The organism is Pseudomonas mucidolens, from assembly GCF_900106045.1.
Taxonomy (GTDB): Bacteria; Pseudomonadota; Gammaproteobacteria; order Pseudomonadales; family Pseudomonadaceae; genus Aquipseudomonas; species Aquipseudomonas mucidolens.
The window spans coordinates 3525377-3538028 of the sequence record NZ_LT629802.1 but is presented as its reverse complement, the minus strand read 5'-3'; the positions used below and the strand labels follow the sequence as shown (position 1 = coordinate 3538028).

At 60.6% G+C, this 12652-nt stretch carries 13 protein-coding genes; 8 read left to right on the top strand and 5 right to left on the bottom strand.

Translation table 11 applies throughout. The annotated features are described in order from the left end of the window. Positions 1-25: 25 nt before the first annotated feature. Complete coding sequence (locus tag BLU75_RS16335; protein ID WP_084377016.1) at positions 26-1192, bottom strand: MFS transporter; 1167 nt, start codon at positions 1190-1192, stop codon at positions 26-28. 11 nt (positions 1193-1203) lie between these two features. Then, positions 1204-1518: an ArsR/SmtB family transcription factor gene (locus tag BLU75_RS16330; RefSeq protein WP_090221508.1), complete on the bottom strand. Its 315-nt coding sequence runs from the start codon at positions 1516-1518 to the stop codon at positions 1204-1206. Positions 1519-1672: 154 nt separating this feature from the next. Between BLU75_RS16330 and BLU75_RS16325 the strand changes: the two genes are divergently transcribed. Then, complete coding sequence (locus tag BLU75_RS16325; protein WP_084377012.1) at positions 1673-2257, top strand: acyl carrier protein phosphodiesterase; 585 nt, start codon at positions 1673-1675, stop codon at positions 2255-2257. 49 nt (positions 2258-2306) lie between these two features. Here BLU75_RS16325 and BLU75_RS16320 read toward each other — a convergent pair whose 3' ends face one another. Further along, positions 2307-3098, bottom strand: a complete 792-nt coding sequence (locus tag BLU75_RS16320) for a lysophospholipid acyltransferase family protein (protein ID WP_084377010.1) — start codon at positions 3096-3098, stop codon at positions 2307-2309. Then, entirely contained in the window at positions 3098-3853 is a 756-nt protein-coding gene (gene olsB / locus BLU75_RS16315) for an L-ornithine N(alpha)-acyltransferase (RefSeq protein ID WP_084377008.1), read from the bottom strand. Before olsB ends, BLU75_RS16320 begins: the two co-directional genes overlap by 1 nt. Before the next feature lie 131 nt (positions 3854-3984). On the opposite strand from olsB, the gene BLU75_RS16310 reads away from it, so the two are divergent. From BLU75_RS16310 to BLU75_RS16290, 5 genes are all read left to right on the top strand, one after another. Next, a complete protein-coding gene (locus BLU75_RS16310; protein WP_084377006.1) occupies positions 3985-4863 on the top strand; it encodes an acyl-CoA dehydrogenase middle domain-containing protein in 879 nt (292 codons plus the stop codon). A 67-nt stretch (positions 4864-4930) separates the two neighbouring features. Beyond that, positions 4931-6025: a serine hydrolase domain-containing protein gene (locus BLU75_RS16305; RefSeq protein WP_084377004.1), complete on the top strand. Its 1095-nt coding sequence runs from the start codon at positions 4931-4933 to the stop codon at positions 6023-6025. Further along, entirely contained in the window at positions 6022-6336 is a 315-nt protein-coding gene (locus BLU75_RS16300) for an amidase (protein ID WP_084377002.1), read from the top strand. Before BLU75_RS16305 ends, BLU75_RS16300 begins: the two co-directional genes overlap by 4 nt. A 562-nt stretch (positions 6337-6898) precedes the next feature. Continuing rightward, positions 6899-7489 carry a YceI family protein gene (locus tag BLU75_RS16295; protein ID WP_084377000.1) on the top strand — a complete coding sequence of 197 codons (591 nt, stop codon included), beginning with the start codon at positions 6899-6901 and terminating at the stop codon, positions 7487-7489. A gap of 1 nt (position 7490) precedes the next feature. Next, the gene (locus BLU75_RS16290; protein ID WP_084376997.1) at positions 7491-8648 is read left to right on the top strand and encodes a phospholipase D-like domain-containing protein; all 1158 of its coding nucleotides are present in this window, start codon (positions 7491-7493) and stop codon (positions 8646-8648) included. 115 nt (positions 8649-8763) lie between these two features. On the opposite strand, the gene bglX is transcribed toward BLU75_RS16290, so the two are convergent. After that, positions 8764-11055 carry a beta-glucosidase BglX gene (gene bglX, locus BLU75_RS16285; RefSeq protein ID WP_084376995.1) on the bottom strand — a complete coding sequence of 764 codons (2292 nt, stop codon included), beginning with the start codon at positions 11053-11055 and terminating at the stop codon, positions 8764-8766. A gap of 245 nt (positions 11056-11300) precedes the next feature. Here bglX and BLU75_RS16280 point away from each other — a divergent pair, with 245 nt between their 5' ends. Next, complete coding sequence (locus BLU75_RS16280) at positions 11301-11909, top strand: LemA family protein (RefSeq protein WP_084376993.1); 609 nt, start codon at positions 11301-11303, stop codon at positions 11907-11909. Next, positions 11909-12646 carry a TPM domain-containing protein gene (locus BLU75_RS16275; RefSeq protein WP_084376991.1) on the top strand — a complete coding sequence of 246 codons (738 nt, stop codon included), beginning with the start codon at positions 11909-11911 and terminating at the stop codon, positions 12644-12646. The genes BLU75_RS16280 and BLU75_RS16275 overlap by 1 nt, the downstream gene beginning before the upstream one ends. Positions 12647-12652 lie beyond the last annotated feature (6 nt).

Below are 12652 nucleotides of genomic sequence, written 5' to 3'. Positions count from 1 at the left end.
AGCAAATACTCGTCTGTTGAGATGATCAGTTTGTGGCGGGGGCCAGGTCGGCATTACCGCCCTGACGGAAGGTAATCAGCGTGACTATCAGCGCCAGGATCGCGAGGAAAGCGGCTGCCAACGGCACACTGGTCAGGCCGAAGCCGTGGGCGATGACGCTGCCGCCGACCCAGGCACCCAAGGCGTTGCCGATGTTGAACGCACCGATGTTCAGGGTCGACACCAGGTTGGGTGCGGCCTTGCCGAAGGTCACCACGTTGATCTGCAGCGCAGGCACGGCGGCAAACGAGGCGGTGGCCCAAAGGAACAGGGTGATTTCAGTCGGGATAATCGCGATGCTGGTCCAGCTCAGTGCGGTGGAAACCACCGCCATGCTGATGAATACGCCGATCAGCGTGGCCGCCAGGCGCTTGTCCGCGAGCTTGCCGCCGATAATGTTGCCCACGGTCAGGCCCAGGCCGATCAGTAATAGGGTCCAGGTCACGCCTTTTGGCGAAATGCCGGTGACATCCCCAAGCAACGGCGCCACGTAGGTGAAGAGGGTGAACATCGACGCGGCGAACAGCGCGGTCATGCTCAACGACAACCAGATCCCGGCGCCCTTGAGCGCTGCCAGTTCGGCGCGCATGTCGAGTTTCTCTTCGTCACGCTTGGCCGGCAAAAAGCGAATCAGGCCAATCAGGGCAATTACGCCAATCACGGTCACGGCCCAGAAGGTCGAGCGCCAGCCGGCTTCCTGGCCCAGCGCGGTACCCAGCGGCACGCCGAGCACATTGGCCAGGGTCAAACCGGTGAACATCAGCGCCACGGCTGAAGCGCGCTTGTTGGCCGGCACCAGATTGGCGGCCACCACCGAACCGATCCCGAAGAATGCACCGTGGCACAGTGCAGTCACCACACGGGCAAACATCAGCACGTCGTAGTCACTGGCCAGGGCGCAGAGCAGGTTGCCAATGATGAAAATACCCATTAACGCTACCAGAGCGGCCTTGCGTGGCAATCTGGCGGTGGCCAGTGCCATGAAGGGCGCTCCAATGGCCACGCCCAGGGCGTAACCGGTCACCAGCCAGCCAGCGCCGGGAATCGACACACCGAGGTCGGCTGCCACATCAGGCAGCAAGCCCATGATGACAAACTCGGTGGTGCCGATGGCGAAGGCGCTCAAGGCCAGTATGAGTAGCGAGAGGGGCATCTTCGGGTCCTTTACAGCGCAGGGCTGAGTTCTTCGGTGATGGCTTGGATGACTGCCTGGATCACGTCTTCATTGCGTCGAAAAAAGTGCCATTGGCCGGCTTTCTGGCTGCTGATCAACCCTGCTCGTTGCAGCGTTGCCAGGTGCGCCGAAACGGTGGACTGCGACAGCCCGCAGCGCTGGTCGATCTGGCCGGCGCAGATACCGTATTCGTGGTTGTGGAGCTGTTCGGGGAACTGCACTTTCGGATCTTTCAGCCAGTTGAGGATGTCTCGCCGTACTGGGTGTGCCAGGGCTTTTATTATTTCGTCGAGGTCAATGGACATGGGCGTGCTCGGTGTCGATGTAGCGTTATATCGCGATGAGGCGAACTTTAAATCGTTGTATCCCGATATACAAATATGATTTTGGTCTTATGCTCGAATAAATCGGTATATCGGGTTATAACGATGCGTTGGTGGCAGTGTTAAACTGCGCGCCATGAATTATCTCGCACATTTGCACCTCGGCGGCCAACTTCCTGCTCAATTGCTGGGTAGCCTCTATGGCGACTTCGTCAAAGGCCGCCTGCAAGGCCAGTACGACCCGCAAATCGAGTCGGCGATTCAGTTGCATCGCTCGATCGACCGCTTTACCGACAGTCATCTGCTGGTCGGGGCGGCGCTGTCACGCTTCAGCCTGACCCGGCGGCGCTATGCGGGGATTGTCCTGGATGTGTTTTTTGACCATTGCCTGGCGCGTGATTGGGCGATGTATGCCGATCAGCCGTTGGAGCGTTTTACCTCGCAGGTCTATCGGGTGTTGGCCGCCGAACCGCAACTGCCCGGAAGGCTGGCGCAGATCGCACCTTATATGGCGGCGGATGATTGGCTGGGGTCGTACCGTGACTTTGCGGTGATGGAACAGGTGTTGCGCGGGATCTCTCGGCGTCTGACACAGCCTGGGGAGCTGGGCCATGCCATGCAGGAGTTACAGGTGTTATATGAACCGCTGAGTGAAGACTTTCGGCTGTTCTACCCCCAGTTGCAGAAGTTTGCACAAGCCCAACTGACCGTTGATATCTGAAACGGTGGGAGCGGGCTTGCTCGCTCCCACATTTTGAATCGTGCCCGCTTCAGGCTGCGAACGCCGGCCGACCAGGCATCTGTTGTGTTTCCGGCAATGGCCCAAACAACGCCTTTTGCACCGCCTGCTGCGCCTGATACGCCAGCGCCGCGCGTTCTTGACCGGCGCAGGCAATTGGCTTGAGCAGATGAATTTCAACATCGCCCTGATCATTGCCAAACAAGCGCATCAAATGCGAGAGCAAATCATCGTCGCCAATAAACGGCGCCAGTGGATCAATCTGCCCATCGCGCAAATAACGAATCGCCACCGGTTGCAACGACACCTCGGCGTCAATTGCACTGGCCAGCAGTCGACCGTGAAAGGTGCGCAAGGTGCGGCCATCGGTGGTGGTGCCTTCGGGGAACATCAGCAGCGGGTGCTGTTGTTCCAGGTGGCGGGTCATCTGCTTGCGGATCAATTGGCTGTCACCCGCGCCACGGCGGATAAACAAACTGCCCGCTTTCGCCGCCAGCCAACCGGCGACCGGCCACGTACGCACTTCAGCCTTGGACAGGAACGACATCGGCGTGATCATGCCCAGCAACGGAATATCCGTCCATGAAACGTGGTTGCTTACCCACAGCATCGGCTGTTGTGGCAGCTCGCCGTGAACGCTGACGCGAAAGGGCAGGGCGTTGGTCAACCGGGACATGAAAAAACGTGACCAGCGCTGGCGCCGGATCATCGAGTTGGCAAACCCCATGCGTTCAAACAGGCCGAATACGGTCGCCATGCTCAAGCCCAGGGCGACTACCAACAGCACGCGGGCGATTCGCCCGTAGACCCGAAGACGATTCATCACATGGCTGCCTTGAAGTGGCGGGCGTAGCGTGGGCACAGCTCGTCACGCTTGAGTAGAATGAACACGTCGGCCACCTGGAAATCTTCGTCCCAGCACGGTTCGCCGCAGATTTTTGCGCCCAAGCGCATATAGGCTTTTAGCAGCGGCGGCATTTCCGCGATGACGTTGGACGGCAAGTCCAGGCTCGGCAGCGGTTTTTTCGGTTCGGCTCGCAGGTGCTCGTTGCACAGATAGCGTTCGCGCAGGCGTTGCATGATCGCGTGGGCCTGGATGCCGCCGTCGTGCATCGGGATGCTCGCACAACCCATCAGGTAGCTGTAGCCGCCCTGGTTGAGGACTTCGGCCAATTCTCCCCACAGCACGGCGATGGTGCCGCCGTTGCGGTAGGCCGGGTCGACGCAGGTACGGCCGATTTCCAGGATGGGCCCCTGCAAATGCAGCAGACCGTGGAGGCTGAACTCTTCTTCACTGTAGAATCGGCCCAGGGTGCTGGCCGCCTGATGATCCAGCAGGCGGGTGGTGGCCACCAATCGACCGGTGTTCAAGTCCCGTACGCCAATGTGGCTGCAGTGAACATCATAGTCATCCATGTCCAAGCCTTGTTCCGCGCCTTTCAGCTTGGCATTGAACTCGCCACTGAAAACGGTGAAACGCAAGGCTTGGGCTTCCTGCAAAGCCTGGGCGCCGATCAGGCGTTCGGCTTGCAGGCGGCGTTCATTGCCGGTGTCGCTGATGCGGGCGATCTGAGTCATGGCGAGTCTCCAGGTGCCGGCCAGGGTTGCGGCCAGTCGACTTTGTTGTGCAAAGTCAGGCTATGTACCCCCGGTGTCATCTCCATGAATCTACGGTGACGCTTAGATGACAGCCCCTTGAGGAGCCCACCATGCCTTGGCACGCTTTGCTCAAACGCCCCGACCGACTGCCTGCCCATCCCGACTTGGCCGAGGGCTATGGTGCTTTGTTGCAACAATTGGGGTCGGTCACGCCCTTTGAGTTGGCGGTACAGGGCGCGCGCCTGATGCCCACCCCAGGACTGGCTTTTCTGGTGGGTTATCAGGCGGCATTACGTGCGCTCTGGCCCAGCGCGCCCCACAGCCTGGGCGCCTTGTGTGCGACTGAACAGCGCAGCCTGCGTCCGCTGGACATGCAAACGCGCCTGGACGATCTGCGCCTGACCGGTCGCAAGGACTTCGTGACGGCTGGCGACGCGGCCGCCTGGTTGCTGGTGGCCGCTCGCTGCGAAGCGCCGGATGAAAAGCCGCGCCTGAGCCTGGCGGTGGTACTGGCCGGCGATTGCGGCGTGCGCCTGGAAGCGTTGCCCGCCATACCATTGATGCCCGACATCAGCCATGGTCGTGTGCAGCTTGATCATGCCTTGTGCGAACGCTTGCCGGGGGATGGCTGGGACGATTACGTCAAACCCTTCCGCACGCTTGAAGACATCTATGTGCTCAGCGCCATGACCGCCTGGCTGCAGGGCATTGCTCAGGAATGCACCTGGCCTCGCAGCGTGCAACTGCAGCTCCTGGCGTTGCTGGCCGGTTGCGCTGAAGTCAGTCGCCAGCCAACGGCATCGGCGGCGGGGCATGTGTTGCTGGGAGGATTGTTTGCCCAGTTCGAGGCGCTGAAAGCGCAGATCAATCAAGCCATGGGTAGCGGGCCATGGGCTGTGATGTGGCAGCGTGACCAAGGTGTTCTGGACCTGGCCGCTACGGCACGGGCCAAGCGCCTGGAAAGAGCCTTGAGCCCGACACCTCACTGAATCTGTCGCCAAACCGTCATCTGTCTCGACTAGGCTCGCCGGCTTGAATGCCCACGAGTCCTCGTTCATGGTCAAAGGTCTATTGTGCGTTGCCTTGCTGCTCTTCACCGCTACGGTATTCGCCGAAGCCTGGCCGACAAAGGATTGGTCCCAGGGCCCGCAATTGTCCGGTCCCGCCGTCAAGGCACTGGAAGACTATGCTTTCGCGCCTCGAAACGAGGTTACCCGTGAAGGTATCCGCACCGACGCTCTGTTGGTGATTGGTGACGGTCAGATAATCTATGAGCGCTACGCCGCGCCGGTCACCGCCAGCACGCCGCACCTGACCTGGTCCATCAGCAAAAGCCTGATGGCCACGGTATTGGGCGTGGCTTATGGCGAGGAACGTTTCAAGTTGAGCGATCCGGTCGCTCGTTTTTATCCGCCGATGAAGCAACACCCGGACATTACCCTGGCTGACTTACTGCACTGGGCCTCTGGTCTGGACTGGCAGGAAGACTACGAATATGCCCCGCTGAAATCCTCAGTGGTGGCCATGCTCTATACTCGCGGCCGCGCCGATATGGCGGAATTTGCTGCCAACACCGAGTCCTTCAGCGCCCCCGGCCAGGTGTTTCGCTACTCCAGTGGCGACAGCAATCTAGTGTCCGCCGCGCTCAAAGGCATGCTCGGCCCCAAGGGTTATGTCGACTATCCCTGGGCGGCGTTGTTCACGCCTCTGGGCATTCGCAGCGCGACCTGGGAAAGTGATGCCAACGAAACCTTTGTCGCTTCGTCCTACGCTTACCTCAGCGCGCGCGACCTGGCACGCGTCGGCCTGCTAATGGCACGGGACGGACGTTGGGGCGAGCGGCAACTATTGCCCAAGGCGTGGGTGGACTTCAACCGCCAACCTTTTGAGCACTACCAGGCCGGCCAGGATGAAGCGGTCCCCGGCGGTCATTGGTGGCTTAACCGTGGTGCCCGAGGCGCAGCACGGGCCTGGCCAGATGCCCCGGCCGACACCTTCGCCGCCCTCGGCCATTGGGGTCAGGCGCTGTATGTCCTGCCCGACGAAGGCCTGGTGATCGTGCGCTACGCCGATGACCGCGACGGCAGCTATCGCCACAACGAATTGCTCAAGCGCGTACTGGCCGCGGTGGCTCGACAGGTACAGCCATGATCCGCCGCCGTCCGCTCAGCAGCGTCTTGCTCCTGTTGCTGCTCGTCCTGCTGGGCTGGATCTGGCATGAGCGCCTCAACCTGCACGCCTTCCCCGACATCATTGGCGCCTACACCGCCAAGGAATACTGCTCCTGCCGCTATGTACAAGGCCTACCGGCCGACTATTGCCAGGGATATGTGAAGCAATACGTGCCCACCAGCGCCTTCGCCGACAACCCGCAAAAGCGTGTAGTGACAGCCAGCGGATTGGGCCGTACCCACAGCGCGCAATGGTTGGGTGAGCGTCAGGGTTGTCGGTTGTTCCACTGAGGCTCCACAGGGTTGGGGGTTCTCGATCAAGTTCAGCATTACTGCGATGCCAACGTTCACCCTGACCAACAAAGTCCAATCATGCACCACTCGCCTGCCGCAGTAGAACCAGCCCCAACTACGATGAGACCGCTTGCGCGGATTTCAGGATTGGATGATCGGGCAGGCCGATACGTTGCGCGTCAGGGAAGACAGGCGGATACCCTCTTGTTACTTCGGTGAGAACGAACATCGAGTAATCAACCCATGACAATCAGTAAGCGTGCGGTTATCACGCTATAAACCTGAGTATGTGGTTATCAAAAGTACAGTCGGACTTTTCTGGGAGTGACTTAGGAAAAACCTGCTGAACTAACAGCACAGTGAGGCTTAACCCGTTGCGCGCTACGCCGTCCCCAGCGCCAGATTGCTTTTTTGTCGGAGCCGATTTGCTCGCGAAAACCCAAAGACGCCGCGTTGACCCAGGCAGGCCGGCTTGCCGCTAACGTTCTTCACCAGCAAGCTCGCTCCTGCAGGAGGTCTTTGCTACTGTTCGCCCAGGTTTTTCGCCCCGCGAGTTTTTATGTTCAACGCTGCTCTGTTCAAACCCCTGGTCCTCGTACTGCTGGCCGCCGTTGCCGTACCCGCGCAAGCGGCGTGGTACCTGGATAACGAGTCCTCACGCCTGTCATTCGTGACTACCAAAAACACCCACATCAGCGAAGTCCACCGCTTCCTGGTCCTGCACGGCAAGGTTGACGGCAAAGGCGCGGCGCAGTTGGAAGTCGAGCTGGAATCGGTCAACAGCGGCATTCCCTTGCGCGACGAGCGTATGCGCAATCAATTGTTCGAGATCAAGACATTTCCCGACGCCTTGATCAAAGCGCAGATCAACCTGCAACCGATCAACGACCTGGCCTCCGGCGCGCAATTGGAGTTGGTCTTGCCGTTGAGCGTGACGCTGCACGGCAAGACTAAAATCTATAACGCCGAACTGCTGGCGACCCGCCTGGACGACCGGCGTTTCCAGGTAGTGACCCTGGAACCGTTGGTACTGAACGCCGTCGACTTTGACCTGCTGCCCGGCGTCACGGCCCTGCGCAAACTGGCAGGCCTGGAAACCATCAGCTTGTCGGTGCCGGTGGGCGCGGTGCTGATTTTCACGGCTCGCTGATATGAAAGGCGCGGTGTTTCCCTGGCGCAGCGCCAATCAGTTCGAACTATTGATCGACGGAGCGAGCTTTTTCCCGCAGATGCTGGTGGGCATCGCCCGGGCCGAGCGTCAGGTAGAACTTGAGATGTATCTGGTGGAGGCGGGCGCTTGTGCCGAGGCAATGGTCCAGGCGCTGGTGCAGGCGGCCGAGCGCGGTGTGCGGGTACGGTGCCTGTTCGATGATTACGGCAGCCTGGCGTTTACCCTCAGCTTGCGGCGGCGCTTGATCGATGCCGGTGTCGAACTGCGCTTCTACAATCGCCTGCGCTGGCGCCGTGGGATGCGCAACCTCTACCGTGATCACCGCAAAGTGCTGTTGATCGATCAGAGTGTCGCTGTCGTGGGTGGCACCGGGGTTACCGATGAGTTCTGGAACCCCGGGCACGACACCTGCGACTGGCATGAAGTGATGGTGCAAATCAGCGGCCCGCTGGTGCAGGACTGGCAAGCCTTGTTCGACCGCCAATGGCTGGTCAACGATGAGCGGCGCGCTTGGAAACCGGACACCCATTTTGGTCTGCCACGCCTGCCCAAACTGCCGGCGATGGGACCAGGGCTGGGTCGGGTGGCGTATGCCGACGCGGCGCAGCATCGCGACATCCTGCAGTCATTGACTCGCGCATTGCACAGCGGTCAGCGCCGTATCTGGTTGGCTACGCCGTATTTCCTGCCGACCTGGAGCGTACGCCGGGCCCTGCGCCGTGCCGCCGGACGCGGTGTCGATGTGCGCCTGCTGCTTACCGGCCCCCGTACCGATCACCCTTCGGTGCGTTATGCCGGGCACCGCTATTACCCGCGCCTGCTCAAGTCCGGGGTGAAAGTCTTCGAGTACCAACCGTGTTTCCTGCACTTGAAAATGGTCCTGGTGGACGATTGGGTGAGCATCGGTTCGTGCAACTTCGATCACTGGAATTTGCGCTTTAACCTGGAGGCTAATCTGGAAGCCTTGGATCCCGCGTTGACGCTGGCGGTGGTGGACAGTTTCGAGCGCGATTTTGCCCAGAGCCAGTTGGTCAGCCTGGAGACGTGGAAGGCCCGGCCGCTGTGGCGCCGGGTGAAGCAGCGGATGTGGGGCTGGCTTGATCGGTTAGTGGTCAACCTGCTGAACCGACGGGGCTGATGTTGCGTAGCCGCTGTCGAGCGTCAGCGAGGCTGCGTCCGCGGTGTGTCAGATACACCGTCGACGCAGCCTCGCCGGGACTCGACAGCTGCACATTGCATCTCGCCAGTGGCGATCAGAGCAACTCGAAGCTCTGCTGCTGCACATCCTGCGAGTCCAGCCCGATCTGCACATTGAACTCGCCCGGTTCCGCGGCGAACTTGAGCTGGGTGTTGTAGAACTTCAGATCATCCTCGGTGATGGTAAAGCGTACCACCCGCGACTCGCCGGCCTTGAGCAGGATCTTCTGGAAGTTCTTCAACTCCTTGATCGGCCGGATCATCGAGCCGGTCACGTCCTGGATGTACAGCTGAACCACGCTTTCGCCCTCGACCTTGCCAGTGTTTTTCAGGGTGACGCTGGCCTCAAGCTTGCCGGTCTTGTTCAGGGTGGTGGACGACAGCGCCATGTCCGACAGGCTGAACGTGGTGTAGCTCAAGCCATAACCGAACGGATACAGCGGTCCGGTGGTGTCGTCGAAATACTGCGAGGTGTAGTTGCCCGGTTTGCCCGGCGTGAACGGCCGGCCAATGGTCAGGTGGTTGTAGTAGGTCGGAATCTGGCCCACCGAGCGCGGGAAGGTGATCGGCAGTTTGCCCGACGGGTTGTAGTCACCGAACAGCACATCGGCAATCGCGTTGCCGCCTTCGGTACCGGCAAACCAGGTTTCCAGGATCGCATCGGCTTGTTGGTTTTCTTCAAGGATCGACAGCGGACGACCGTTCATCAACACCAGCACCAGCGGTTTGCCGGTCGCCTTCAACGCCTTGATCAGGTCGCGCTGGCTTTGCGGGATGTTCAGGTCGGTACGGCTGGAGGATTCATGGGACATGCCACGAGATTCGCCCACGGCGGCCACCACCACGTCAGCCTGCCTGGCAGCCTTCACCGCTTCGTCGATCATCGCCTGGGCCGAGCGCGGATCGTCCACCACTTCCGGCGCGTCGAAGTTGAGGAAGTTCAGGTAGTTCACCACGGCCTTGTCGTCGGTGATGTTGGCGCCACGGGCGTAGATCACCTTGCCGTTCGTGCCGATGGCGTGGCTCATGCCGTCCAGCAGGGTCACCGACTGATCGGGCCGGCCGGCGGCGGCCCAGCTGCCCATCATGTCGATAGGCGCCTTGGCCAGCGGGCCCACCAGCGCGATGGTCGCGGATTTGTTCAGCGGCAGAGTGTCATTCTGGTTTTTCAGCAATACCAGGCTGCGCCGCGCAATGTCCCGCGCTTCGCTGCGGTGCAGGCGACTCTCGGCATAGGTGTCGGCCGGATCATCTGCAGCCTTGCCGATACGCAGATACGGGTCGGCGAACAGGCCCATGTCGTATTTGGCGCCCAGCACTTCGCGCACGGCGTTGTCGATGTCGCTCTGTTCGATTTCGCCGGATTTGAGCAGACCGGGCAGTTCCTTGTCGTACAGCTGGTCGTTCATGCTCATGTCGATACCGGCCTTGATCGCCAGCTTGGCCGCTTCACGCCCATCCTTGGCCACGCCGTGGTTGATCAGCTCGAAGATCGCGCCGTGATCGCTGACGGTCAGGCCTTTGAAACCCCATTCCTTGCGCAGCAGGTCGTGCATCAACCAGGTGTTGGCGGTGGCCGGGATGCCGTTGATCGAGTTCAACGCCACCATCACGCTGCCGGAACCGGCCTTGATCGCCGCGTGGTAGGGCGGCAGGTAATCCTGGTACATTTTCACCAGGCTCATGTCGACCACGTTGTAGTCGCGACCGCCTTCCACCGCGCCATACAGGGCGAAGTGCTTGACGCTGGCCATCAGGCTGTCGGCCTGGGCCGGGCTTGGGCCCTGAAAGGCCTTGACCATTACTTCGCTGATGCGCGACACCAGATAGGTGTCCTCGCCAAAGCCTTCGGAGGTGCGGCCCCAGCGCGGGTCGCGGGAGATATCGACCATTGGCGCAAAGGTAATGTCGAGGCCGTCGGCGGCGGCTTCCTTGGCGGCGATGCGCCCGGAGCGAGCGATGGCGTCCATGTCCCAGCTCGACGCCAGCGCCAGGCTGATAGGGAAAATCGTCCGATGACCGTGAATCACGTCATAGGCGAAAAACATCGGGATCTTCAACCGGCTGCGCATGGCCGCGTCCTGCATCGGACGGTTTTCCGCGCGGGTGATGGAGTTGAAGGTACCGCCAATGCGACCGGCGGCAATTTCCTTGCGGATCATCTCGCGGGGCATTTCCGGGCCGATGCTGATCAGGCGCAACTGGCCGATCTTTTCATCGAGGGTCATTTGCCTGAGCAGATCGCTGACGAAGGCGTCCTTGTCTTTAAGCGCAGTGGGCCTGGTCTCGGCGATAACGGGGTAACTGGCCAGAGTGGCAACAAGGCCCAGCAAACACAGCTTCTTCATGAATATCCTTTTTTGGGCGCCCTGTGCAGCGTTCAAGCGGAACGCTACTCGGCCAAAATGTTGGGAACGGCTATTGTTGTTCGGGTGTTATTCGGATAAATGCAGCACACTTCTGAACTCTCTATCGCGCTGGGCATCTTTTAGCTGATTGGCTCAATGCAATCCAGTGATGGCGGATTATGCCCCAGGAGCGCGATATATAGGGTCAGTCATCAAATTCCATAGGATTGGGCAGGAGAAACACCATGCAAGCAGCACATACTCTTCGATGGGGCTGGAAAGCAGCAGCTCTGTTACTGATCAGCACCGTGCTGAGCGGTTGTGGCATCAACAAGATTCCGACCCTGGACGAGCAGGTCAAGGCGGCCTGGGCCCAGGTGCAGAACCAGTATCAACGACGCGCCGACCTGATCCCCAACCTGGTGGAAGTGGTCAAGGGCTACGCTGCCCACGAGCAGGACACCCTTACTGCGGTGATCGAAGCGCGGGCCAAGGCCACCTCGATCCAGGTGGACGCCAGCACCCTCGACAACCCGGAAAAACTCAAGCAGTTCCAGCAAGCCCAGGAGGGTTTGAGCGGTGCCCTCAGCCGTCTGATGGTGGTTTCCGAGCGTTATCCGGACCTGAAGGCCAACCAGAACTTCCTGGCCCTGCAATCGCAGCTTGAAGGCACCGAAAACCGTATCAGCGTCGCGCGTCGTGACTTTATCGCTGCGGTGCAGGCGTTCAATACCGAGATTCGGACCTTTCCTGGTCGTCTGTGGCACAGCGTGATGTACAGCGATTTGCCGATCCGCGCCAACTTCGAGGCTACCAGTGCCGATGCCGATAAAGCGCCGCAAGTGAAATTCTGATGGGCCGGCGCGCTTGGTGGCTGGCGGCGTTACTGCTGTCCTGGTGCCTGACTGCCCAGGCCGCCCTGGACTTCCCGGCCTTGACCGGGCGGGTGGTCGATAACGCGCAGATGATCGAGCCGGCGGTGCGTGAGCGCCTGAGCCAGCAATTGCAGGCGCTGGAGCAAACCACCGGCGATCAGATCGTGGTGGTCACGGTGCCGGACCTGCAAGGATTGCCGATCGAGGATTTCGGTTATCAGTTGGGACGACACTGGGGCATCGGCCAAAAGGGCAAGGACAATGGCGCACTGCTGATCGTCGCCCGCGATGAGCGCAAGTTGCGCATCGAAGTCGGCTACGGCCTGGAAGGCGTACTCACCGATGCGCAGTCCTGGGTGATCATCAATCAGGTGATCACGCCGGCGTTCAAGGCGGGGAATTTCAGCAAGGGCATCAGTGATGGCGTTGCCGCCATGCTGCAGGTAGTGGGCGGTGAACCGCTCGCGGTGCCTGCCCATGTCGCTGATCCCGACTTTGCCAGCAACAACCCGGTGTTCTCCATCGGTCTGTTCATTCTGCTGCTGGTGGTGTTGTGGTTGTGCAATCGCATGGGCCTGCCGGTGGGCGCCATTTTGCTGGCCATTCTCAGCAGTAGCGGCCGTGGCGGTGGCGGTGATGGGGGCGGTGGCGGTGGCGGCGGATTCAGCGGCGGCGGCGGTGGTTTCGGCGGTGGCGGAGCTTCGGGCGGCTGGTAATGACAA